The 22,672-nt window shown below is 70.1% G+C and carries 21 protein-coding genes; 14 read left to right on the top strand and 7 right to left on the bottom strand.

Going from position 1 to position 22,672, the window contains the following annotated elements:
• Window positions 1-22: 22 nt before the first annotated feature.
• Complete coding sequence (locus tag ACFYOB_RS39670) at window positions 23-400, bottom strand: hypothetical protein (protein WP_388569433.1); 378 nt, start codon at window positions 398-400, stop codon at window positions 23-25.
• Window positions 401-585: 185 nt separating this feature from the next.
• Between ACFYOB_RS39670 and ACFYOB_RS39665 the strand changes: the two genes are divergently transcribed.
• From ACFYOB_RS39665 to ACFYOB_RS39625, 9 genes are all read left to right on the top strand, one after another.
• Entirely contained in the window at window positions 586-918 is a 333-nt protein-coding gene (locus ACFYOB_RS39665) for a GntR family transcriptional regulator (protein ID WP_388569430.1), read from the top strand.
• Window positions 919-1,089: 171 nt separating this feature from the next.
• A complete protein-coding gene (locus ACFYOB_RS39660; RefSeq protein ID WP_388569427.1) occupies window positions 1,090-2,502 on the top strand; it encodes a helix-turn-helix domain-containing protein in 1,413 nt (470 codons plus the stop codon).
• Window positions 2,503-2,523: 21 nt separating this feature from the next.
• Window positions 2,524-3,204 carry a RibD family protein gene (locus ACFYOB_RS39655; RefSeq protein ID WP_388569424.1) on the top strand — a complete coding sequence of 227 codons (681 nt, stop codon included), beginning with the start codon at window positions 2,524-2,526 and terminating at the stop codon, window positions 3,202-3,204.
• Window positions 3,204-3,677 (top strand): deaminase, encoded by a 474-nt coding sequence (locus ACFYOB_RS39650; protein ID WP_388569421.1) that lies wholly within the window; start codon window positions 3,204-3,206, stop codon window positions 3,675-3,677. The genes ACFYOB_RS39655 and ACFYOB_RS39650 overlap by 1 nt, the downstream gene beginning before the upstream one ends.
• 1,216 nt (window positions 3,678-4,893) lie before the next feature.
• Window positions 4,894-7,392, top strand: a complete 2,499-nt coding sequence (locus ACFYOB_RS39645; RefSeq protein ID WP_388569418.1) for a hypothetical protein — start codon at window positions 4,894-4,896, stop codon at window positions 7,390-7,392.
• On the top strand, window positions 7,389-8,219 hold the full coding sequence (locus ACFYOB_RS39640) for a DUF721 domain-containing protein (protein WP_388569415.1): 831 nt from the start codon (window positions 7,389-7,391) through the stop codon (window positions 8,217-8,219). The genes ACFYOB_RS39645 and ACFYOB_RS39640 overlap by 4 nt, the downstream gene beginning before the upstream one ends.
• 32 nt (window positions 8,220-8,251) lie before the next feature.
• The gene (locus tag ACFYOB_RS39635) at window positions 8,252-8,623 is read left to right on the top strand and encodes a hypothetical protein (RefSeq protein WP_388569412.1); all 372 of its coding nucleotides are present in this window, start codon (window positions 8,252-8,254) and stop codon (window positions 8,621-8,623) included.
• A gap of 172 nt (window positions 8,624-8,795) precedes the next feature.
• Window positions 8,796-9,809: a hypothetical protein gene (locus ACFYOB_RS39630; RefSeq protein ID WP_388569410.1), complete on the top strand. Its 1,014-nt coding sequence runs from the start codon at window positions 8,796-8,798 to the stop codon at window positions 9,807-9,809.
• Window positions 9,810-9,948: 139 nt separating this feature from the next.
• Window positions 9,949-10,317 (top strand): hypothetical protein, encoded by a 369-nt coding sequence (locus ACFYOB_RS39625; protein WP_388569408.1) that lies wholly within the window; start codon window positions 9,949-9,951, stop codon window positions 10,315-10,317.
• Window positions 10,318-10,447: 130 nt separating this feature from the next.
• Here ACFYOB_RS39625 and ACFYOB_RS39620 read toward each other — a convergent pair whose 3' ends face one another.
• Window positions 10,448-11,254, bottom strand: a complete 807-nt coding sequence (locus ACFYOB_RS39620; protein ID WP_388569406.1) for a hypothetical protein — start codon at window positions 11,252-11,254, stop codon at window positions 10,448-10,450.
• Window positions 11,255-11,262: 8 nt separating this feature from the next.
• A complete protein-coding gene (locus ACFYOB_RS39615; RefSeq protein WP_388569404.1) occupies window positions 11,263-12,438 on the bottom strand; it encodes a cupin domain-containing protein in 1,176 nt (391 codons plus the stop codon).
• A gap of 357 nt (window positions 12,439-12,795) precedes the next feature.
• Here ACFYOB_RS39615 and ACFYOB_RS39610 point away from each other — a divergent pair, with 357 nt between their 5' ends.
• Window positions 12,796-14,040 carry a transcriptional regulator gene (locus ACFYOB_RS39610; RefSeq protein ID WP_388569402.1) on the top strand — a complete coding sequence of 415 codons (1,245 nt, stop codon included), beginning with the start codon at window positions 12,796-12,798 and terminating at the stop codon, window positions 14,038-14,040.
• A gap of 85 nt (window positions 14,041-14,125) precedes the next feature.
• On the opposite strand, the gene ACFYOB_RS39605 is transcribed toward ACFYOB_RS39610, so the two are convergent.
• Window positions 14,126-15,178, bottom strand: coding sequence for a hypothetical protein (locus ACFYOB_RS39605; protein ID WP_388569400.1), 1,053 nt, complete (start codon window positions 15,176-15,178; stop codon window positions 14,126-14,128).
• Between the two features lie 90 nt (window positions 15,179-15,268).
• Here ACFYOB_RS39605 and ACFYOB_RS39600 point away from each other — a divergent pair, with 90 nt between their 5' ends.
• On the top strand, window positions 15,269-15,511 hold the full coding sequence (locus ACFYOB_RS39600; RefSeq protein WP_388569398.1) for a hypothetical protein: 243 nt from the start codon (window positions 15,269-15,271) through the stop codon (window positions 15,509-15,511).
• Window positions 15,512-15,533: 22 nt separating this feature from the next.
• On the opposite strand, the gene ACFYOB_RS39595 is transcribed toward ACFYOB_RS39600, so the two are convergent.
• Window positions 15,534-15,950 (bottom strand): hypothetical protein, encoded by a 417-nt coding sequence (locus tag ACFYOB_RS39595; protein WP_388569395.1) that lies wholly within the window; start codon window positions 15,948-15,950, stop codon window positions 15,534-15,536.
• Between the two features lie 655 nt (window positions 15,951-16,605).
• Between ACFYOB_RS39595 and ACFYOB_RS39590 the strand changes: the two genes are divergently transcribed.
• Entirely contained in the window at window positions 16,606-16,845 is a 240-nt protein-coding gene (locus ACFYOB_RS39590) for a hypothetical protein (protein WP_030791339.1), read from the top strand.
• Window positions 16,846-16,926: 81 nt separating this feature from the next.
• Here the strand turns inward: ACFYOB_RS39590 and ACFYOB_RS39585 are convergent, their stop codons facing one another.
• On the bottom strand, window positions 16,927-19,608 hold the full coding sequence (locus tag ACFYOB_RS39585) for an ATP/GTP-binding protein (protein ID WP_388569393.1): 2,682 nt from the start codon (window positions 19,606-19,608) through the stop codon (window positions 16,927-16,929).
• A gap of 151 nt (window positions 19,609-19,759) precedes the next feature.
• On the opposite strand from ACFYOB_RS39585, the gene ACFYOB_RS39580 reads away from it, so the two are divergent.
• Window positions 19,760-20,002, top strand: coding sequence for a hypothetical protein (locus ACFYOB_RS39580; RefSeq protein ID WP_388569391.1), 243 nt, complete (start codon window positions 19,760-19,762; stop codon window positions 20,000-20,002).
• Here ACFYOB_RS39580 and ACFYOB_RS39575 read toward each other — a convergent pair.
• The gene (locus ACFYOB_RS39575) at window positions 19,966-21,825 is read right to left on the bottom strand and encodes a zeta toxin family protein (protein ID WP_388569388.1); all 1,860 of its coding nucleotides are present in this window, start codon (window positions 21,823-21,825) and stop codon (window positions 19,966-19,968) included. The two genes, ACFYOB_RS39580 and ACFYOB_RS39575, sit on opposite strands and share 37 nt — an antisense overlap.
• A 92-nt stretch (window positions 21,826-21,917) precedes the next feature.
• Between ACFYOB_RS39575 and ACFYOB_RS39570 the strand changes: the two genes are divergently transcribed.
• On the top strand, window positions 21,918-22,672 hold a 755-nt coding region (locus tag ACFYOB_RS39570; protein ID WP_388569386.1), incomplete at its 3' end, for a helix-turn-helix domain-containing protein.

The following is a 22,672-nucleotide window of genomic DNA, read 5'->3' as shown; positions in this document are numbered from 1 at the left end:
GTCCGTGAGGACCCGGCTGCAGCTAGGCCGCGAGCGGCAAGGGCGCCGCGGGGACCGGCCGCGTGATGCGCAGCTGGGCGGCGTAGGGGAGGAGCACGTCAACCAGGCGCTCGCGCACCAGGGTGGTGACGGCCGAGTCGGCGGCGATGTCGCGGGCGGCGAGCATCCGGTTCTCTCGGGCCTCGATCGCGGCGATGGCGGCGGTGAGGTCCAGGCCGTCGAGCCGCTCGTGGGGAAGGGGGCCAGCCTCGTACATCTCCAGCGGCGTGCCGAAGGCGACGTCCAGGTCCAGGTCTGCGAAGTGGGGGAGCGGCACCTCGACCGCCTCCAGGAGCGCGAGCGTCTCGGCATCGAAGTGCTCAGTGGCGACGCTGGTGACGGGGCGGCGGGTGACGTTCATGGGTGGTGCTCCCTTCGGTTGACGGACTCATGTGATCCCGACAAGTGGCAGGTGGGGGCTTTGCCGACCGTCCCACTTCATCGACATACATAACTTACCTGATACAGTCGGGGGCGTGTCAAGCACTTGATTGAGGAAGCTATGGAAGCTAGCTAAGGCGAGGGGGTCGACCTACGATGTCGCTCATGAGCAACGAGGCCGTGCAGCCGTACCAGCGAATCGTTCAGGATGTCCGCGACAAGATTCGCTCCGGTCGACTGACCGCCGGAACGAAGCTGCCGAGCACGCGGGAGCTGGCAGAGGAGTACGGCGTTGCGGCCGGCACCGTCCAACGGGCCCTGACCGAGCTGCGCACGGCCGGGCTCATCTACTCCCACCAGGGGAGGGGTTCCTACATCACAGACACCGCCACCGAGACCAGCGAGGACTCGACTGCCCGGGCCCTCAAGGCGCTTGAGAAGCAGGTCGCTGACCTCACCGCGCGCCTCGAGAAGGTCGAGAAGGGGCGCAACGACTGACGTCCTTCTCTGCATCTCGTGGCGCATGTTCGTCCCTCCTCGGCGGGTTCAACTTCGTTAACAAAGTTGTAGGCCCGGCCCCGGAGCGAGTTCTAGAGCAGACATGTATCCAGCCGTTGGATACACCGATCGGAGACATAGAGGGGGCACCAAGTGGGGCAGCAGCCAAACGTGCTGACGCCGGAGAAGTCGCCCCAGCATCGCCTCGGATACATGATCCGGGAACTGCGCGCCGTCCGTCGCATGTCCATGCGGGCATTAGCCACCAAGACCTTCGTTTCCCACTCCACAGTGCAGCGATGGGAAAGCGGCGAGCGCCCGCCGAAGGATCTCGCTGAAGTCAAGCTAATCGACAAGCAGCTCGATGCAGGCGGGCTCTTGGTCCAGCTCTGGCGGGACATCGGGCATACCTCCTCCCCCCCGGGCCATGTATCCGTTTCGACTCCCCATGTATCCGAAGCCGCGATTGGGCTGGCCACAGCTACCTCCCAGCAGGCAGCGTCAGACCATGAGGGGATCTTTGTCCCCGCTCGTCTACGGGATGGATCGGTGGTTTTCGTGGCGCTCGATCGACGCGCGATGCTGCGCGGTGGGTTGGGGATCGGTGCGGCAGCCGCGCTCGGCGTGGGAACGCCAGCAGCCGCGGACTCCGCAGTGCTGGGCCTTCCGCGGCCAGCACGGTCAGCCGCCGCGTACAGCGACACGCCGGTGGAACACCTTCAACGCGCACGGCGCCTGCTGATCGACAACGACAACCTGCTCGGACCCCGACACGCCATCACGGCCGCTCTCGAATACATCGAGACCATCAAAGATCTGCGGCGCGACAGCAAGGGCGTCGACCGTCACGCCCTTATGGAACTGCAGACGCAGTACGCCGAATTCACCTCCTGGCTTTACCAGGACCTGGGCGACTTCGACAACGCCCAGTTTTGGCTCGACCGGGCGTTCCAGTGGAGCCACACCGTTGGAGACGGCGATCTGACCTCGTACGTGATGGCACGCAAGGCCCAGCTCGCCGGCGAGACGCGGGACCTGGTCGACGTCGTCGACCTCGCCGAGGCCGCACAACGCATGGCCCGTCCCCGCAGCCGACTCGCCGCAGTCGCCCGGACCTACGAGTCGTACGGTCACGCGCTGCGGGGCGAGTCCATCGACAGCGAGCGCGCGATCGACGACGTGCGCAACTCCCTCGATCGGGTCTCCGCCGACCCGACCCCATGGGGCGTGTGGCTGAACGAGCAGTACATCGAGGTCCACCGGGCGCAGGGGCTGGAAGCGCTGGGCAAGCATGCGGAGGCTGCGGAAATCTTCACCAGCGCCATCAAGTCGCTGCCCGACAGCTACCACCGCGATCGAGGGGTCTACCTGGCTCGGGCCGCCGTAGCCCACTCAGGTGCTGGCTCTCCGGAGCAGGCCGCCGCAGTCGGGCTCCAAGCCCTGACTGTGGCAAGGGACACCGGGTCCGGCCGGATCATCCGAGAGCTCGCACGCCTGGACAAGTCACTGATCCCCTGGCAGCGCCAACCGGAGGTTGCCGACTTCCGCACCCAGTTCGACGCCGTACTCGCCCACGAAGCCTGAGAAGAACGGATCACACCGCTTATGACCACGCGTCCGTACGTCATCCTCTCCGCCGCCACATCGGTCGACGGCTACTTGGACGACACGAGCTCCGATCGGCTGCTGCTCTCCAACGCCGACGATTTCGACCGGGTGGACGAGGTACGCGCCTCGGTTGACGCGATCCTGATCGGCGCAACGACGATGCGGAAGGACAACCCGCGTCTTCTGGTGAACTCCGAAGAGCGTCGCGCAAAGCGGATTGCCGAGGGCCGGCCTGAGTACCCGCTGAAGGTCACTGTCACCGCGAGCGGCAATCTGGACGCGGACCTCAAGTTCTGGCATCACGGGGGCCAGAAGCTCGTATTCACCGTTGACTCCGCCGTCGACAAGGTGAAGGTCACACTCGGCAAGCTGGCCGACGTCGTCAGCGTCGGAGCGAACCTGGACTGGGGCCTGGTCCTCGACGAGCTCGGCCGCCGTGGAATCGGCCGGCTCATGGTCGAGGGCGGCGGCACGATCCACACCCAGCTCATGTCTCAGGACCTCGCCGACGAGCTCCACCTCGTCGTCGCCCCACTCCTGGTAGGCCAGGCCGACGCCCCGAAGTTCCTAGGTACCGCGGCCTACCCGGGCGGATCGACCGCCCGAATGCAGCTGCTGGAGGCCCGCCCGATCGGCGACGTCGTCCTTCTCCGCTACGCCCCGAAGGGACGCGCCTGATGAACGGCACCTCCACCGCGCACGAGGCTGACCTGTACTGGATGCGCCGGGCCATCGACCTGTCGAAGCTGTGCCCGCCCTCCGAAGGCGCCTACTCCGTCGGCGCGGTCATCGTCGGCGACGACGGCACCGAGCTGGCGAACGGCTACAGCCGGGAGACCGACGCTCACGTGCATGCGGAGGAAGCGGCGCTCGCGAAGCTGCCTGTAGGCGACCCACGGCTGAACACCGCGACGATCTACAGCACGCTCGAACCCTGCTCCCAGAGGCGGCACGCCGTCACGCCGTGCGCGCAGCTGATCCTCTCCGCCGGCCTCACGCGCGTCGTAATCGCCTGGCGCGAGCCGTCCCTGTTCGTCGCCAACTGCATCGGTGTCGAACAGCTGGCGGAGGCCGGGGTAGTCGTGGACGAACTCCCCGAACTCGCTAGTGCGGCGAGGGCCAGCAACTCCCATCTCGGGGGACTCGCGTAACCAAGGTCCACTTTCCTCCGGACAGAATCTCGCGGCATTCCAGGCAGCTCGGGCGTTGCGCGAATTCGTCCCACAGTTGTGTCCGGTTCTGGGACTAGGCTGTGCACAGACTTGATCGATAACGACGAAAGCCCCCTGGACCGGGCATGGTCCACGGGGGCTCTCGAACGGGGCGAAGCCTCGTTCGGGCGACACCTGATGGGAGGTGATCGCGGGATGAAGGCTACCCGCCCGCACGGAACTTCACGCGGCACGACGCCGTTTCACCATCGCGGTCACGACGTCAGGTACGCATTCAGGTATGCCGACTCCACCTTCGGAATCGAGGGGGTCGGGGTGACGTAACCGCCACCGGCCGCGCGCGCCAGAAGAGCGGACTGACAATCCACTCGGCCTCGCGCGGCCCTTCGCTCCGACCGGGCTTGACACCCCGGATCGGTTACTCGGTCCCGGCTTGACACCCGGTTCCGAGCTCGGCTCATCGAGCCACTTCTTCAGCAAGCACCACCCCGCCTTTGACAAGCGGGTCGGCCCCCTTGACAAGGGCCACCACCCAGCAAGACCCCGGTCGCTGACAACGCCCGGTGCCCTACCCGCCAAACCTGCCAACCGCGGGGCCCTGACAGGGGCTCCGCAGCAAGACCGAGACGAGAGGAGAAATCTCCCCCCAGCCGAGATCGGCCGGGTGCCTCTGGTTTTGGCGCTGTGCCCGCTCCTCACGGAGGGGGCTCGGTGTTTCCCATCCGCTCGTCGGTCCGTCCCGCTTCGCGGGGTGGGCCGGCTCGCATATGAGAGTTGGTGTCCCCGCCATAGTGCACGACCTTGTGTCTCCTTGTCAGCTCGACCGTGCCCGATTCACACCGGTTCGAGCCGCCGATGGTTCCCGCGCAACGGGATTGACTGACCCTGTTTGCCCTGTTCACGGCATTAATCACGAAGATTCTTGGGGTCGGAGTGTCACACGCCCCATGGTCCGGCGTACCTATACCCAGAGGGGGGCCCATGGCCTTCTGACGGCGCCCGCGGCCGGGGTGCTCCGGAGCTCCGTCCCGTGGGGCGGGACGCGATCCGAAGTTTCTGCCCGCCGGGCGGGAAGGAACAGGGCTCTCGCAACTTCCCGGGCTCTGTCCACAGGCTGCCTGCGCCAGGCTGCCGAGATGATCTCCATCTCGTACTTTCGGGCGGGCCGGTGAGCGCCGTGGCGGCGCCGGCCGCCATGCTCCCACGCCCTCGCGCGGAATTTACCGGCAGCGCATCGCGCCGTCGGCTGCGGTCGGTCCCGGCACAGGCCGGACCGGTCGTTGCCCTGCAGCTGGGCAACCCGCTCCAGCTGTCGAAGACGATGCGGGCTCGACTGCTCGCCGCGGTCCGTGCACTGGTTTCATCTCCAGCGCTGGCCGGGGCGTCGGACGGCGCGCGGCTGGCTTCGGTGGTGCTGACGGCGAAGGCGAAGGTCCGCGACGACTACCAGGCGTCGATCTGGGCGGCGGAGCTCGGTCGGTGGCTGGGGGTGTCACAGTCGACGGTCGCGCACACCGTGCTGCCCGAGCTGCGCGCTGCCGGGTTCCTCGGCTCGAACGTCGCGACCAACAGCCTCGGGCACGCGACCGGCCTGGAGTGCTGGGTGATCCCGATGTACCGGGCGCAGAAGGCCGGCAACCGGCGGCACGCCCTGGCGCTGTCCCGCTCCGAGCTGGCGGTGCTGCTCAGCCTGATCGAGGTTCTGTTCGGTCCGGGGTGGGCGCCGAAGGACAAGGCGCCGGTCCCGGCCGGGCTGCTCGCTGGTCGTACGGGTCGGGGGGCGGCAACGGACCGGCTCGGGCTGCTGCTGATGGTGCTGACGACGGGTTCGGCGGGCTGGCTGCAGCTGTGCCCCGGGTCGGTGGACACCGAGCGTGGGCGTCCGGCGGCGACGGTCGCGCGGCTGCTGGGCTGCACGGCGGCGGCTGGGGCGAAGGTGCTCAAGCGGCTCCAGGAGCACGGCGTCGCGGACGTGGTGCGCCAGGAGACCGGCTCGGGTCTGCACGGGCGGTCGCGAGTGCGCCTGGTGCCGGTCGCCGAGGCCCACGGTGTGGCCGTGCGGGAGGCCCGCCGGGCGGAGGAGGCCGTGTTTTCAGACCTCGCCGGTACTGCATCCGGAGATCTTGAGCTCGGCGAGACGGACGAGACCCTTGTGGCGACTGGGATCGAGGGTGCCGGGCAGGACGGGATCGCCGGATCCGCAGACCTCGCCGCAACTACACAGCACCACGCTCTCCACGCTTCTGGGGTTACTCCTGGTGGGTCTCTCGCGCTCTCTGGTGGCTTTTCCGGCGAAGGCCGTGGGGCTGAAGGCCGTCGGCCGGAGCGCGCGTGCGCGGGCGAGGACCAGCCCGCCGACAGCGAGACCGACGCTGCCGGGACCGGGTCACCGGTGGCTGAGGGCGGCCCGCTCCGCGGGGAAAAACCGAAGGAGTCCCCGGTCGATGAGCGGGTGGAGAAGCCCTCTGTCAGGGCTGGTGCTGGTGGCCAGCCGAACACCGTGGGTGGTCGAAAGACGCAGCAGCAGCGGAGGGTGGGTCTTCCGGCTGACCTTGGTCTGCGGGTGGCACTGGGGCCGGTGGCGTGGTTGTGGGAGCGGTTGTCCGGGTGGCAGCAGGACCAGGTGGAGGCGGCCGCGAAGGCGGAGCTGGCGCAGCTGGCGGGCCTGGGCGTGGCGCCGGAGGGTGCGCCGCGACTGCTTGCCGACCGGCTCACCGACCGCCTTCACGAGACCGGCGGCGAGGCCCTGGTCGACAAGCCGTTCCCCTGGCTGATCCGTCGGGGGCTGCCCCAGCGGCAGGCTTGCTCGCACCGCAAGTGCGACGACGGAGTCCGGCTGGATACCGGGGAGGACTGCGAGAACTGCGGCAACGTCATCCACCTCCGCCGTGCCCGCCGGGCTCGCATCGGCGCGGACATCGACCGGGAGCTGCCCGGCCTGTCCGACGGCGAGCGGCGGCGCGTCCTCGAGGAGCGGCTGCGCGAGCAGGCGGCCCTCGAGGCGGAGGACCTGGTGTGGCGGCGGGAGCAGGCCCGCGAGCAGCAGGCCCGCCGGGATGCCGCCCGCGTTGCTGCCCAGGAGCGGGCGGAGGCCGACCGTGCGGCCGCGGCCGCCGCCGACGCGGTGCGCCAGGCCCTGCCGTGCGAGGACTGCGGGCGGCAGCAGGCGGCCGGGCTGTGCGAGCGCTGCGACCACCGCCGCCAGACCGAGGCCCTGATCGGTGAGGCCGGTCTCCTCCTGGCGGCCTGGTCCGCCGGCCTGACCGACCTGGGCAACGTCGCGGCTGTCGCGGCTCAGGCCCGGACGGCCATCGGCGACAGCGTCGCCGCCGCGTGGCAGGAGTTCTTGCAGATCACCGACGTGGAAGCCCTGGAGGCCGACCCGGAGGCAGCGCAGGACGCGTACGCCTTCGCCGCGCTCCAGACCGCGCAGCAGGCCGTTCAGGAGCACCAGGACACCGCCCTGGCCATGCTGGGCCGAACCGAGGAAGCCGAAGCGGAGGCCCGGCGGGCCTACAAGACCGAGCAGGGCCGCCACTGGTTCAAGCACAACCCGCACGGCGCCGACGCCATCGCGGCCGCGACCAAGGCCGCCGACACGGCCCGCGAGCGTGTCGCCGAGTACCTGCTCACGAAGCGGCTGGAGCAGCTGCGGGAGCTCGCCCCGCGCACAGCCAAGGCGGTGATCGCATGACCGAACTGAGCGGCGTCGACCTCGCGCGTCAGGCTCTGGTCGCGGCCCGGGAAGCGGCGAAGAAGAACGGCACCAGCCGGAAGGAGAAGGCGAAGCGCCGCACCACCACGGTCGTACGGCGTGACGGCCGTGAGCCACTCGGGCTCGGCGCCGCGATCGGCCTGATGATGACCGAGCGCGGCATGGTCGCCCCGGCCGCCGGCGGCAGCGTCCTCGCCCGGTTCGACACCATCCTCGCCGCGGCCGCGCCCGAGCTCGCCGGGCGGGTCCAGGCGGTGAAGTTCGACGCGGACACCGGCCGCCTGGACGTCGTCCCAGACGCTCCGGCCATCGGCACGAAGCTGCGCTGGAGCACGCCGAAGCTGATCGCGGCGGCCAACGAGACGGTGCCGATGGCGAACGTCCGCGCCCTGCACGTCCTGGCGCCCGCGCCCGTGAAGGCCGGCCTCGCAGTGGCGGCCGCCGAACCGGCCCCGCAGCCGGCCGCGCCTGCCGCGCCGGTGAAGCGCCGCATCCCGCCCGATGGCTACCGCCGCGCGATCGAAGCGCACCGCCAGGCCGCCCGGACCTCCAAGGTGGACCCGGCCATCGCGGAAGCGGTGGAGCGGCAGGCCGCCGCAATGCGGGAGCTGTCTTCCCGAGTGTTTCCTGAGCCCGACGTCGTCGCGGACGACGCGCTGGCCTCGATCGAGCAGGTTCGCCTCCAGCGCCGCCGCCAGGCTGCGGCGACAGAAGCCGCCGCCCTGCGCCGGGCCCGCGCCGAACGAGCCGGAGCGACCGTGCTCTCGGCACCTCACCCCCGGCGGGCGGCCGGTGAGGTGGCGTGAGCCGGCGTCGTGGCGGCGCGGGCACCGATACCGTGAGCAGCGACTTCCTGGGAGGGATCGTGACTTCGCTTCCGCAGTTCACCGAGCTGGACCGGCTGACTTCCGACGAGGTAGAGGCCCTGCGCGATCTGTTCTGCGCGTGCGCCGACCTGAGACACGAGCTCCGAAGCGCAGACGCCCTCGGACACCGCGTGTACCAGTCGCTGAACAACACCGAGCGCTACACCGAGGGACAACGGTTCACCCGTCACTCCGGGGCGCTCCTGACGCTTGAACAGGTCACCGTCGACTACCAGATCGCTGTCGAGAACCTGGCGTTGATGGGACTCGGTGAATCTCCCCACCCGACGCTCGGGGGTGGGACAGACCTGCTCACCGAGATTCCCCACCGCCCGCACCGCTGACCTGGAGTCAGGCGCCACAGTAGAAAGGCCGACCGATACCCCCAGGTCTAGGGCCCGTGTATTGGATCTTGCCGGGCTCGCCCGCCCTGGACTGGCGCGCGAGGACTGTCCGCCGTGAGCCGGGCGAGCACGCAGTTCGGAAGCAGTCGGAGGCGTCGGCTAGGGTGCGCGGATGATATTCGGACGTGGGCGGTTTCCGGCCGCCGTCGGGACCTTCGAAGCGGCTGTACAGGCCCAGGACGCCGACGCGGCAGAGCGTGCCTTCGCACGGCTGACCCAGACCGTCGGCAAGGCGGCGGACGCCGACCTGCGGGCGGCGGGGCCTCGGCTCTCCGCTCTGCTCGGGCAGGTGCCGCCCGGGCCGCGAGCAGTCGTGGCCGTGCTGATCGGGGCGTGCGTCGAGCGGGGTGCCGACCCGTTGGCCTGCGCGCCCGCCGTGTTCGCGAGCTCGCTGGACGCGTTCGAGCAGGCCGCCGTCTTCTGCGAGCGGTGGACGGCTGCGGGCCGTGGTGAACTCCCCGGCCGCGAGGGCGAGGGTTTGGAAGAGGCCGACTTCGAGCGGATCGGCTTCGAGCCCGTCACGGCATGGGAGGCGCTCCCACAGTTCGAGATGGCCTGCGTGGCCATGCTCAACTCACTGCAGGTGCGCCGCGAGGCCCCCGGTCGCGAGGAGTTGGCGGCCGCCGTCGAGCGGGTGGCCGAGCTGTCGGACGAGCCGTTCAAGTGCCTCGCGTACGCACTCGCCGTCCTCGACGACGAGCCGCTCATCGCGCTCGACCGTGCCACTGGTGCCGGCTTCGCGCTGCGCGCCTCGGGTATCGGCGACAACTTTCAGCTGCACACGCTCCTCGCCGACGCCCTGATCGGCCCGGGCCTCGTGGAGGGGCAGGCGCCGTCGACGGAGGCCGTCGCCTGCTGCCGCGACCAGCCCGGGATGGTGCCGACCACCGGCTCCTTCAACCTGGTCGGCGCCGACGGCGAGTGGATCTGGAACGAAGGCAAACCGGCGGACATCCCCGTCGTGGACGGCGTTCGGCTCGTGGTCCTCGACCCGCCCGCGTATCAGAGGAACTGGCCCGCTGGCCGCTTCTTCCCCGGGATGACCGGCGAGCTCGTGTACGACCACACGCTCGCGCCGGAGGAGTCGGCCGCCCTGCTCGCCCGAGTGGCCGAGCCCATCCGCTGACGCGGGAGAGGCGGCTCAAGCAACGGCGCGGCATTGCAGTCAGCGAGGTGATCTGCCGACAGCAACCGACTGGGGAACGAAGAGCAGCCCTGGGGAATATTCGAGATCCGCATCAGCGTGGCAGCACGTCAGCGCGTGCGTGGTGCTCGCGACCGCGTTGCTGGACAGGCTCGCCACCAATGCGCCCGGCCTGTCGGCGGAGGACCTGGAGCAGTTGACTGCCGAGCCCTGGATGAGCACCCTGTGCGCTGCTCTCTCGCTGCCCGGAGAGCGGCTCCTGCCCGGGTGCAGCGGCGGTCCGCTCGACTACTTCGAGCAGGACCGGAAGAAGATCCTCGCCCACGCGGAATCCCTCGGAGGGCGAGGCGTCGCGGAAGGCGACCTGGACTTTCTCCTAAGCGAAGCCAAGACCGGCGGTCCGTTCGGGGACATGGAGCCGTGGTTCGCCTGGGCTGACTACTTGGTCGGCCAGGAGATCAGCCATCGCGGACAGAGCGCAGGATCCTGATCAACCACGTTGGAGGCATGGCTCGAAGGAGTACCCGCGCCGATCGCTGGCTGCGCCCTTGAGGCCGGGCCGCGAAGGCGGCCGCCGTTTCCAATGGAAACGGCAGAACGTCGACTCCGCGTAGGCGCGGCTACAGGTGGGCCAGCTGCTCGCGTACAGGGCCGGCGAGCTCGGCGTAGAAGTCGGTGCGGTCCTGGGCCTGGAGGATCTGGGCGCACACGGTCAGCAGGCCGATACGTGCCTCGGGCCGGTCCAGGACGGGGGCAAGGTCGGTTCGGACGCGGGCGGCCGTGGCCGGGGTCAGCAGTGCGTACAGGTACAGGGTGGCGGCGTCGTAGCCGTAGGGGGCGCGGCCCCATCCTTCCCAGTCCAGGATGTGTGGGCCGCGGGTGATGTTGCCGTAGTGGAGGTCGCCGTGGGCGGTGGTCCAGGTGACGTCGTCGACCTGGTGGCCGGTGAACTGGGGGATGACGCGGCGCAGGTATTCCTCGCGTACGGCCTCGCGGTCCGCGGGCGGTGGGACGTCGGCGAGGGCGTCCAGGGCGGCGGCCATCTCCTTCCACCACGTCTCGGGCAGGCCGGGGTCCTCGTCGAGGACGGGGCGCGGGGAGACGATCGGGTCGGGTGCGAAGCCGTACAGCTCGGCCCGGTAGGCGTAGCCCTCGGTGATCCAGTCCCGGATGCGGAACAGGTCGGGGCGCGGCACCGACGCGGGGAGGGCGCGGGAGGTGGAGGGGCCGTTCCACAGCTTGCCGCCCTCGGTGCCGGCCTCGGTGCAGACGACGCGGAGCCAGTGCGGGCCGGCGGCGCCCGACAGGGTCCGGCCCCGGTACCCCCACACCCGGCGGCCGGTGGCGCGCAGGCCGAACTGGTCGGCGGCGTGCTGCTGGGCGGCCAGCATCCGGTCGACGGTGGCGGGGGCAGGGGCGTCGAACATGGCGGGTCCTACCTCGGCTGGGAGACGGCGGCCGCGTCCTTGGATACCAGCTCGGTGGCGAGGGCCGCGACCTGTTCCACGGTGAGGCCGGAGCGCTCGGCCAGTTCTCCGAGGGTCAGGCGGGCGCCGGAGACCAGGGCCTTCAGCGCGGGGCGCACGGACGGGTGGAGCTCCCATTCGTGTCCGGCGGCGCGCAGCACGACGGCCTCGTCGGCTCCCTCGAGCGCGGCCCGGGCGGTGGTGAGGGCCAGGACCAGGCCGGGGTCGGCGGGGACGTCGCCGATGTACGGGAGGGAGGGAGCCGGGCGGCCCGGGTCGCGGGCGTCCAGGGAGGCGGCGAACTCCGAGACGATGTGCGGATGGAGCGCCTCGGCGACTTCCTTACGCAGCTGCTCGGCGTACGCGGTGCGCTCGCCGGGCCCGGCCACGGTCGGGACGTTCGCGCGCAGGGTGGGGGAGTGGAGGAGCTGTCCGGCGAGCCACACCAGGAGGTGGTGGCCGGTCGCCGGGGTAAGCCCGCACGTCAGGTGCAGGGAGCGGCCCTGGGTGGCGGCCACCGCGTGCCACCAGCCCCGTGGCACGTACAGCATGTCCCCGGCCTGCAGCACCACCTTGGCGAGCGGCGGTCCTTCGGGCTTCTCCGGCGCTTCGACGTCCAGGCGGAGCGGGTCGGTGCGGGTGGCCCCGTACAGGTTCCACTGCTTAGCGCCTTCGAGCTGGAAGATCACCGTGTCGTGGTCGTCCCAGTGGATGCCGAATGCTTCGGTCGGGTGCCAGGACGCGTACAGGTTGGCCTGGACGTCGGTGCGGAAGTGCCGCTCCAGCGCCTCGGCGAGGTCCTGAACACCGGGGTGGAGTTTGTCGACGGCGTCCAGGACCAGGGAGGCGCCGGCGGTGATCTGCCGGTGCAGCCCGGAGGGTTCGACGCGGTGGCGGACCTCGGAGCGCTTGGTGACCGAGGTGTGCAGGTACTCGTACGGCGGGACCTGCTCCCCGTTGTTGAACAGGCGCAGGCGCGGGGCGTCGAGCCGGTGGCGGGCCACCAGGTCGTTCAGGTCGTCCCACGTGAACAGGTCGCGCAGCCCTGCGGCGGCCTGTGACCAGTGCTGGAAGGAGCGGCCGAAAGCCCCGGCGAGGAAGTCCCCGCCGAGGCTCCGGACCGCCGCGTCAATCGCGGTGGTCATGGTCGGCGATCAGTCGTTGCCGTCGCCCTTGCCGGTGCCCCCGCCGTCGGGGGTCCGGGTCGCGGCTCCCTTGATGGAGCGGCTGGAGAGGATCAGACCGTTCATGACGTACTCCTTCTCTCGTGTCAGATGGAGCGCTGGACGGCGCCCGCCGCCCCCAGGCAAGGCGGGCGCCCAGTGCAGGACCGGCCGGAGGGGGAGCCCCGTGGGGCGTTGTCCCGGCCGGTTCCGTTCGACCATTGAAGGTCCGGGGAACACCAGAAGGGAGGGCCGCTCCGGGGGGCCGAATCCCGCTGCGGGGTGCCGCGTTGGGGGGCCAGGATGGTCTTTCGACACCCGGACAGGGGAGGCCCCGGCATGGTGAGCCCGGACGGAATCGGCGAGTTGCTGCGCTCCATCAGGGAGCGGGCGGACCGGAGCCGCGAGCAGCAGGCCAAGCGCATGACCGCCGCCGGTCTCGTGTGCACGGTCGAGAACCTGAAGCGCTGGGAGACCGAGAAGCGGTTACCGACTCCGGTCTGGCGTACGGCGATCCGCGCCGTCTACGGCCTGACCGACGAGCAGCTGGACCAGGCCCTGGAGAACACCCGGCGGCACCGCAGGCAGCAGAGGATGGAGGACGACGACGTGGAGCGACGCAAGCTGTTCACCCTGGCGGCGGCCACGGCGGGGTTCGCCGTGCTGCCCGGCATCGCGCAGGCCCGCGAGGGCATCGACACCGGCCTGGACGGCGACGGCGCCGGGGACCTCGCCTATCTGGAAGGCGCCTTCGAGCGGCACCGGGGCGGCTACAACGGCCGGGCCCCCGACGCAGTCCTGGGCGAGATGCGTGAGGACCTGGCGCTCCTCGCCGCCGTCCTGCGCCGGCCCCACCCCGCGCGGGACCGTACCGACCTGGCACGTACAGCCGCCGGGCTCTCCGGCCTGGTGGCCATCGTCCAGCACGACCGCGGCGACCAGGCCGACGCGCACCGCTGGTTCGCCACAGCAGCGAAGGCCGCCCGAGAGTCCGGGGACCGGCGGATGACCGCCTGGGTGCTCGGCCGTCACGCCATGGTCGGCCTGAACTACGGCGCTCCTGGGCAGGCCGCCCTCATCGCTGCGCAGGCCCGCCGGGAGGCCGGCGCCCGCCCGTCCGCCGCGGCCGCGCTCGCGGCCGCCGTCAACGCCCGTGCCCTGGCCGCCGTGGGCGACCTTTCCGGCGCCCGCCGGGCGGTGGACGACGTCCGCACCCTGGCCGAACAGTTGGACGGCCCCGAGTCGGCGGACACCTGGTTCGGGTACCCGGCCCAGAAGCACCATGTGCACCTCTCCCAGGCGTACACGCTGCTCGGCGACACCCGCGCCGCTTACCGGGCACAGGACGACGCCCTGGCCCTGACGTCCTCGCCCTCAGTGATGACCCGCGCGCTGATCGCCATGGACACCGCCGCGTGCCTGCGGGTCGACGGAGACCCGGGCGCGGCCGCCGAGATGGCCGCCGCCGTCTACGACCGACTACCAGCCGCGTACCGGAGCGGCCTGGTGCACTCCCGCGCCCAGCTGCTCCACCGACACCTAGACGGAGCACCGCGCCGGCTGCTTGGCGACGCCCTCGTCTGAGGGCGCCGGGCGCCAAGGAGTGGGCTGGGGTGTTGCCTGGCGGGGCCCCGCGTAGGTGGGGGAGAAGGTCCGACTGGCGGACAGGCTATTCGGGTCCCGGCCGTGCGGTCGATGGAGGTGTGGGGGACCCACCCGGGTGGTCGTGAAGGTGTGGTTTATGGGTGTCACAGGGCCGGCTGGGAGATGCCGCGGGTGCGGATGGTGCAGACAGCGGCACTGTGATGAGGTCTTTGCTGTTTTTGACTCGGCGCGCGGGACAGCCGTTTTCACTTCGGGTTACGAGAATGGGTGAGTCGAGCTTCCCGCCGACGGCAACCCCTTTGAGGGGGGTTTTCTTGACGCAGCCTGCCGGTAGGCCGGCCCTGGACGCTGCAGCGTCGGAGGGGACCGTGATCTCGACCTGGATCGGGGTGGTGACCTTGGCTGATGGGCTGAGAAACAGGGGAGGATACAGAAACGTTAGCCATGCGAAGCTCAGGATGCCGATCCCGAACAGTGGTAGAAGCCAGCACATGTGCTGCTTCAAATCTTTGTAGTGCTCCCTAGTGGCGATGTACCCGGCGGCATCGCAGATCTCCTGGATGCGTCTGTCGAGATCCTTGAAGATGTTGCGGAGCGCTTCTGCGTCGGCAGGTCGGGACGGCCTGTAGCGTTTTTCGAGGATCACTACGGTGTTTGAGCTCGAGAGAGCAGCGGCAGCACTCTCGTGATCTTCAACGATCTTCCAGATTGAATCTCGCTCGCCGAGGAGTTCGGGCCCTCGTTCCCAAACAAGCTCTCTCAGGCGTGGGTCGTCGGGTGGATTCATGCGTTTGCCGGGTCGCGCTCCGTTGTCATCAATGTCCTCGCGTTGGAGCTGGCTGATGGCAGGGCGCGAGGTTGAGAGGACTCTGGCGGCCAGGAAGAGGAGGGTCGTGGCGGCGGCCAAGGCAATCGCAACCGATGCCAGTGCTGCGGCGCCGTACAGTACGTCGGCATTGCCGAGTGCTTCGAGATTGCCCAGCTGGAGCCCGGCGACAAGGACTGCTGCGCTTGAGGCGCTCGCGCCAAGCAGCCACTTTGCAGTGGATTTCAGGTCCGCTGTGGCTGTTGCGTCCTGAGTGGTTGGGCGGGAGGACGGATCTGGGGGAGTTGCCATCAGACTCCCGTCTCAACTCTGGTCACGGGGAAGCGCGCCTGTCTGGGCGATGTTATACATGGGTAGAACATCGCTATGGAGGTGTGTCAGATGACCCAGGTCGATCCGCGAGTGGACGCAGCCGCTGCGCATGTCTACAAGATGCGGGACCTGTCGCTGCGAACGTCTGAGGTGATCAGGGAGATCAACGACTCGGGCCATCCTGCGCTGATCACACTGCGTGGCCGATTCGTTGCCATGATCACTCCCCTGGCGAACTCCGATCTTGAGGGCAGGTTGATCAGTGCCGCCCTAGAGGTCGGCACTTCGGAAACGCCGGCAGAGAGCGATTGACACCCCGTGATCACCAACCGCCCTACGGCCGCGCAGAGCCAATTTTGTCCTTGAGCTCTTCGTTGCCGAAAAACCGGGTGACGTATATTTTCGGCCTGCCGTGTCGCATGGAAGCCCCTCCGGCGTCCGCCGTGGTCCAGGCCCTGTACACGTACAGGTACGCCCCATACTCGGGGCCTTCCTCCGGGTCCACTCTTTCGGGGTCGTCTTCCAGGTCGTCCGCCCATGTGGGAGCTCCTCGCGCCAGAGCGCGCCTGAAGGCGAGAGAGGGGTAGCCCGCAACGTAGCCCTCGTCCGCCCGCCGGGCGGGGTCCAGTCGCGGGGGGTACTCAAGTTCAGCCTCGGCCAGGTTCTTGATCGCAAGCCTGTCCCCTTCGCGAGGAAACGCGCGCGCGAGATCCTGATCGGCCCTGCTGCTCCAGTCGACTCGTCTGGGCATCGATCTCCTGCCGGTCAGGGGCATCCTCTTATGTACGGTATGGCCTGCTGCATGAGGAGGCCCGGTACGGTGGCCCGGGCGGGTCTGCGCTTGCGCCATGAGGGGGAAGATCGCGGAACTTGGCAGCTGGGTCATGGTCACTCCAGAGGCGGACGACGCAAAGCCCCGGGCCTAGTGCCGCTGGGCGCTCCGTGGTGTTGAAGAAATCTTGCGATACGGTCCGATTTGCCGGTATATGGGAAATTGGTCAGACCCGCAGGGGAACCTTGTGAAGAACTGACAGCTGGCTGCCCCATCTGTCACCGCCCTACAAGCCACGGATCCAGGATTTGACGGAAATTCCTTCGTGGCTGGGCCCGAGGTCCTACCGAGCGGGGTCCGCGATGATGTGTTCCCGAGCTCGGTGCCGCCTAGCCGTCATCGGCGTCAGTCGCCCGAGGCAACCGACTGGCCGGAGATCCGCGCCGACCTTGCCGACGCACCGGAAATACACGCAGCCGCAAGCGCCCGTCTTGAGGGCTGATCACGATGGGACAGCGGCGCGACTCGGTCTGGGCACTCCCGGCTTCGGCCTCTTGGCTACCCGAACTGCACGAGCGGTGAGCACGTTATCGTGGACCCTCCGACAGTGCTTTCGTTTGGCAGGAGCGACCGCGTGCCCGAGGACCCCATCGCCCACAGCGAGCTCGCTGCCCTGACCCGGCGTTTCGAAGAGGTCGCGGAGAAGCACGACCGCGAGTTCGGGATCATCAAGTCCGACCTCACCGCAGTGCGCCTCCAGATCGGCAACCTGGACCAGAAGGTCGAGGCTCTCGACAAGAAGATCGACCGGAATCAGGCCCAGATCATCGAGCTGCTCACCCAGCTCGTGGGGCAGCGCCCCGAGGCCAGCTGATTTCTCCGGGCCCGGCGCCCGGCCCGTACATGGCGACGGCTCCGACCAGACACTCTGGTCGGAGCCGTCGTGCGTCCAGGGTCAGCTTCCGGCGAGCAGGTGTTCCTGCCGGGTCTGGACGATGCCGCGCCACGCGCTGCGGACGTCGTCTTCGCTCGTGGTCCAGCGGATGGTCGACGGCCCCGGCAGGGGCAGGGCGCCCATGAAGTGAGCGATGTCGGTGAAGTAGGCGAAGTCGCCGGTCGCGGTCAGCGCGCGCAGCCGGTCGATGGTGGCGGCCAGGCCCTGGTCCTCGCCGCGGACGGCGTGGTGGAAGGCGAGGGCGAGCTCTACGAATCGGTGGAGGAAGGGCAGCCCCGCGGCCTCGATCTCGGCGTTCAGGCTCTGGGCGCGGTCGGTGACGCCGCTGGTTCCGGCGTCCTTGATCAGGGCGACGACCTGGGCAAGGAGGGTGTTGGAGCGCTGGTCGAGGCCGACGAGGAGCTGGTGGGCGAGTGCGAGCTCGTCGTCGGCGCGGGCGGGGTCGGCGAAGGAGACGGCGAGGGCGAGACGGACCTGCATCATGGCCCGCTCGCCGGCGGCACCGTGCTGCTCAGCTTCCGCCCGCCCGGCTTCGAAGGCGGCGACGGCCTGGGCGGTGTCGGCTTGGGACCAGCGGATGTCGCCGAGGACGCGGTGGTGGCGGCCCTTCCAGCCCAGGGTGGGGACGGCGGCCAGGGCGGTGGGGAAGTCGCCGGCGAGGCGGGCCAGGTTGGCCAAGCCCCGGCGGGCCCGGGGAGCGTACCGGCCGCCCGCGTCGGCGACCTGCTGCATTCCTGCGCGGGCGGCCTGGTTCTGGCTGAGGTCCTTGTATGCCTTGGCCCGGTAGTACAGGCCCATCTCGGTGAGCTCAGCGGGCAGTAGGCCGCTGTCGAGGACTGCGGTGAGCCGGTCGGCGGTGCGCTGGCGGTGTTCGTGCTGGCGGCGGGCGATCGTCGTGAGGAGCTCGGCCAGGGCGTCGGCGGGGGTGTCCGGCGCCGGATCGGTGCTGCTGTCGGTGGGCAGAGAGAGGGGCTCCCACACAGAGTCGTCCGTGTAGGCGTGGGCGGCGGCGGTGAGCCAGCCCAGGTCGCTCAGGCGGTGTTCGCGGGCCAGGCGCAGGCCTTGGCGCAGGCAGGCGACCAGGAGCATGCGGCTGGGGCCGAGCGCGGTGGCGCTGGTCCACTGGTCGCCGAGGGCGGCCAGGGCGCGGTTGGCGGCCTGGTCCCAGTCGGCCGGTGTCCAGCGGTCGTCGCTGTGGTCGTCGTCGCGGACGGCGCTGCGGATCGCGCGGTGCAGGTGGTAGGGCCACAGGGCGTACGGGTTCTCGTTGACCAGGGGCCGCTCGATCAGGCGCCGGGCCGGCGCCTGCTGGGCGAGGCCGGCGGTGCGGGTGGCCAGGTCGAGGTCGAAGGCGTCCAGCAGGGCGACGCTGCGCAGCAGGTGACGTTCTTCGGGCGTGAGGTCGGAGAGGGTGCGGGCCAGGAGGGCGGGGAAGGTGCAGTCGAAGTCGGCCGGGGTGGGGGTGCGGCCGGTGCGGCGGATCTCCAGGAAGCGGGAGACGGCGAGGTCGAGGTGGAGGGGCAGGCCGTGGGAGCGGGCGGTGATCGCGGCCCGGATGTCGGCGCCGATGAGGGGCTGGTCGTCTTGGACCAGGCGGCGGGCGAGGTGGGTCTCGCAGTCCTCGGGGGAGAGGTCGCCGATCAGGTACTGGCGGGCGCCGGAGCCGGCTGCCCGCGGCTGGGGCACCGTCAGGGAGGCGGTGGAGGTGGCCAGGCCGGGCCAGGCGGCGGGGCCGGTCCAGTCGAGCTGGCCGTGCAGCGCGGGGTCCGCCCAGGGCAGCCGGCTGCGGCCGCCGATGACGAAAAAGGTGCCGGGCATGAGCCAGACCAGGCGCTGCAGCAGTCGCTCGAAGTCCCGGTGGCGGTCGGCGGTGTCCTCGAAGGTGTCCAGCAGGATCACCGGGACGATGCGCTTCTTCGCGGGCAGCTGGTTCAGGTCCCAGGCCAGCAGGTGTGGGTAGTAGGACAGGGCCTCCAGGTCAGGGGTGGCTTCCAGCAGGGCTGCCGTCCGCGTGGCGCCGGCCAGGGCCTGGGCGCGTTCGTGGCGTTCGCGCAGCGCGTTCACCAGCGCCGAGGTGAGCTGTCCGGCGGCCGAGCCGACCAGGCCGGGCAGCGCCAGAGCGGTGGCGACCTCCCCCACTCCGGCTTGCAGTTGCTGGGGCAGCATCTCCGCGAACTTCCCGGCCAGCCCGGATCGCCGGATGTACTCGTCCAGCGGCTCACCTGGGTGCACGTGCTCCCAGTAGTGCCGCAGTGCCACGTCGAAGGACGGCATGGGCCTGCCCAGGGCCCCGGCGAGCGCGAGGCGGATCGTCAGGATGACGCGTTCGAAGTCCGAGCCGGTCGAAGCGGCCCTCGACAGGTCGATCCGGATGGGCAGCACCCGGTCCGTCCAGGTGGGAGCGCCCCACTGCTCGGGGCGGTTCTCAGCGGCGGTGAGCGCGGCCTCGATTTTGCGGAGCAGCGTCGACTTCCCGACACCGCCCACCCCGTGGAAGACGATCACGTTGCTGCGGGGGGCTTCAAGGTCCTCCACGTCGAAGGAGGGGCCGACGATGCGGCGCAGGTGTTCCTCCAGCGCGGCAGCCACCAGGACCCACTGGCTGTGCCGGTCGGTGAACGCCTCCGCGACATCGAACGACGACGGGTCATTGGAGCTGAACAGCGCACGAAGGTCGGCCACGGTCGGTCCCCCCAGAATGATCATCGACGGTATCAACCGTAGGGCCTGGGGCGCGCGGTGTGGCCACCTTCCGCGACGTAGGCGCCAGTCCCGCATGGTCTCGGCCAGAGACAATGACGCCCCACCGCATCCCGAGACGTGAAGGAACCCCTTGTCAGAGCACCCGAATCCCGATGTCGTCAAGCAACTCGTGCAGGACGTGAGCAACTGGTACGCGGAACAGATCATGAAGGAGCGGGCCGCCGGCCCTGACTCCGAGCGACTGAAGGCGCTGAAGGAGCAGTGGACGGCGTGCGCCACCGATCTCCAGGCGCTTCAGGACGCCGACCCGGACGAGGTAGCCGAGATCGCGGCCCGCTATGCGGCCCGTTCCCAGGAGCTCGGCGGCCAGTAGCCGGGCGTGTGCCGCGGGGCGGGCAGCAGCGCCGTGGTGACCGTGAAGGGGAGGGTGCGCGGCTGCAGGCGGGCGGGCATCAGGGGCCAGGCCAGAGCGGCGATCTCGACCAGATCCGACCGGTACTGCGGCAGCTCACCCTCCAACCGCCTGAGGGTGGCGAGGAACTGGGCCGCCTCGGCCGACGTGTACGGGCGGCGCTGCTCGGCCTCGACCACTGCCCCGGCCCGGGGCCGCCTGCTCAAGGCTCCGTCTGCAGTGCGCTCGTTGAGATAGACCGGGGTCAGGTCCCTGCGGACCACCGAGATGCGGTGGACGAACGGGGACCGTTCGGCGGCGTCGGCCACGGTGGCCATGATGCTGAACGTTGCGTGGTGGGCGGCGGCCGTGGTGAACCGCGGCTGGACGCCCAGGCGGGCGATCTCGGCGCACCGGGTCGCGGTACCCAGCCTGCTGTCCGCGGCACGCCCCCCGATCACGACCAGCTCCACGCGTCGGCCCGCCCGGTGGTCGCGCCGCGCACTGTTGAGGAAGTGGCTGATGCTGTCCGGGGCGATCTCGATCAGCATGTCTCCGCGGCGCGCCCGTACGTACGCCTCGGCCATCTCCTGCCACGCCCGGTAGTCCGGCCTGATCCGCGCGGAGGCGGTGCGCGGCTCCTCCTCGAGGAGCCGCCGGTAGTCGGGGTGCAGCGCCTTGAAAGTCCCGCCCTCGATCCCGATGGGTCTGCGCTGGCGTAACGCCCGGCGCAGCATGCGGGCCATGTAGGACTTCCCCGCTCCCTGCGGGCCCATCACGTACAGGGTGACGGGGTCGTCGTGCGGGGTGATGGCGCTCAGGTACCCCGGGATGACCAGCTCGTCGAAGATCCACTGGTGCTCGCTCGCGGACAGGCGGTGGTAGTCGACGCCGGGCGGCACGGTGAGGGGTTGGGCGATCCGGCGCACCGGCTCGGCCAGAGCGAAGGCGCGCTCCAGTCCTCCGGCCACCGCCAGGCGGCGCTCCGGCGCGAGCACCGCCGGGTGCAGCCGCTGCTCCGTACTGCTCAGACGGCGCCGAAACTGCCACGTCTCCGGCGCGGTCCACGGCCGGCCCCACTCCGCCGTCAGCGCCTCGGAGGCGCCTGCGGGTTCCCGACAGGATGCTCCGTCTGCGGTGAGCCGGTTGCGATACAGGACGTGAAGGCCCCGGCGCACGACCATGACCTGGTCCGCGAGCTGTTCGGCCTCGACGGCCTCCAGGAAGCGGGGCAGGTTGCGTGTGCACTGGTCGAGGTTGCCCCAGGACACGGACCGGCCCACGCCCTGCTCGTCGACCTGCGTCAGGTAGCGGTCCAGCCCGCTGAGCTGTGCCTCGGCCTCCGACGTGGCCAGCGCCACCACCTCGACCTGGTAGCCCGCCGCACGCCAGACGCGGGCCGTCTCTATGGCCTCCGCCAGATCGGCGACGGGCTCCTCCAGGACTGCGTCGAAGCGGTTGTGGCGTACGTACGCCTCGACCTCGGCCTGCCACCGCAGGACATCCGGACGCACCCGCACACCGGCCGTGAGGTCATCGCTGCGCATGAGGGTGTCGTACTGGGGGTGGGCCTTCTTGTAGAGGTCGCGGCCGATCAGTACTGCTCCGCCCCGCCGTGCGAGGACCGCCAAGAGGAGGTCGCACAGGTAGGACTTCCCGCTCCCCGCCGGCCCGGCGACGACCACGACGATCGGCTGGTCCTGAGGGACGGCGCGCTTGGTCCAGGTCGGCAGGATCTCCGTCACCAGGATCTCTTCATGCTGGCCCTCGGGCAGCACGACCGGAACGACGTCCTCGTCTCTCAACGCACCCCTCCACAATTGCGTACGCACTTCGTACGCCAAACGTACGGCATTCGTTCGTTTCAGGCGCTAGAATCGACGAAAGGAGGTGTTGCATGTCCGAGTTGTTCGACGCGGTCGACGCCTTGATCGCGTCCCGCGCCACGCTCCCGCCGCCGGCGGAACGCAAGCGACTGCGTGCCGCGCACGGCCTGACGATCGACGAGGTGGCCACCGCACTGCAGGTGCGCCGCGCCACGGTGTCCGGCTGGGAGTCGGGCAAGACCGAGCCCCGCCCCCCGGAACGGGATGCGTACGCGCGGCTGCTGAAGCAGCTCGCCGAGCTCTACCCCGCGCCCGAGGAGCCGGCCGCCCCGGTGCCCGCCACGTTCACCGGCGCACCCGACCCGGTCGAAGCGCCGACTCTGTCCACAGACCCGGCCCCCAAGGCTGCGGCCATGACTGCAACCGAGAACACCGAGACCCCCGCTCCCCTCGCTGCTGCTCCGGCCGCCGCGACCAGCCCGGCGAGCACCACCAGGACGTCCTCGACGTCGCGCCGCCCAGCGGCGAAGAAGGCCGCCCCGGCGAACATCCCGGCGGGCGGCACCGACCCGCGGTTCGCGAACGGCCCGCTGGCGGTCCTGGACGTAGAGGACGGGAAGGTGCTGGCGTACTGCACCGGCGGCCTGGTCCTGGAAGTGCCCGCCAAGTCCATCCCGGCGCTGGTCGACTGGACCCTCAGCGAGGCGAAGCTCGGTGCGCCGAAGCTGTCCGGGCCGGGCAAGGACGCCGACCCGCTGATCGTGCTGACCGACGCCGCGTGCGAGCGCTACGGCCTGCCGGCCCGCCTCACCGACGAAGAGCGCAT

The sequence above is a fragment of the Streptomyces sp. NPDC006463 genome (genome assembly GCF_042870715.1).
GTDB lineage: Bacteria > Actinomycetota > Actinomycetes > Streptomycetales > Streptomycetaceae > Streptomyces.
The sequence above is the reverse complement of the archived record's forward strand: the minus strand, read 5'-3'. Positions and strand labels throughout refer to the sequence as shown.

What these genes read in the sequence shown, in the direction of transcription:
- ACFYOB_RS39670 (WP_388569433.1), bottom strand. Translation starts at nt 400, where the DNA reads ATGAACGTCACCCGCCGCCCCGTCACCAGCGTCGCCACTGAGCACTTC.
- ACFYOB_RS39665 (WP_388569430.1), top strand. Translation starts at nt 586, where the DNA reads ATGAGCAACGAGGCCGTGCAGCCGTACCAGCGAATCGTTCAGGATGTC.
- ACFYOB_RS39655 (WP_388569424.1), top strand. Translation starts at nt 2,524, where the DNA reads ATGACCACGCGTCCGTACGTCATCCTCTCCGCCGCCACATCGGTCGAC.
- ACFYOB_RS39650 (WP_388569421.1), top strand. Translation starts at nt 3,204, where the DNA reads ATGAACGGCACCTCCACCGCGCACGAGGCTGACCTGTACTGGATGCGC.
- ACFYOB_RS39645 (WP_388569418.1), top strand. Translation starts at nt 4,894, where the DNA reads ATGCTCCCACGCCCTCGCGCGGAATTTACCGGCAGCGCATCGCGCCGT.
- ACFYOB_RS39640 (WP_388569415.1), top strand. Translation starts at nt 7,389, where the DNA reads ATGACCGAACTGAGCGGCGTCGACCTCGCGCGTCAGGCTCTGGTCGCG.
- ACFYOB_RS39630 (WP_388569410.1), top strand. Translation starts at nt 8,796, where the DNA reads ATGATATTCGGACGTGGGCGGTTTCCGGCCGCCGTCGGGACCTTCGAA.
- ACFYOB_RS39620 (WP_388569406.1), bottom strand. Translation starts at nt 11,254, where the DNA reads ATGTTCGACGCCCCTGCCCCCGCCACCGTCGACCGGATGCTGGCCGCC.
- ACFYOB_RS39615 (WP_388569404.1), bottom strand. Translation starts at nt 12,438, where the DNA reads ATGACCACCGCGATTGACGCGGCGGTCCGGAGCCTCGGCGGGGACTTC.
- ACFYOB_RS39610 (WP_388569402.1), top strand. Translation starts at nt 12,796, where the DNA reads ATGGTGAGCCCGGACGGAATCGGCGAGTTGCTGCGCTCCATCAGGGAG.
- ACFYOB_RS39605 (WP_388569400.1), bottom strand. Translation starts at nt 15,178, where the DNA reads ATGGCAACTCCCCCAGATCCGTCCTCCCGCCCAACCACTCAGGACGCA.
- ACFYOB_RS39600 (WP_388569398.1), top strand. Translation starts at nt 15,269, where the DNA reads ATGACCCAGGTCGATCCGCGAGTGGACGCAGCCGCTGCGCATGTCTAC.
- ACFYOB_RS39595 (WP_388569395.1), bottom strand. Translation starts at nt 15,950, where the DNA reads ATGCCCAGACGAGTCGACTGGAGCAGCAGGGCCGATCAGGATCTCGCG.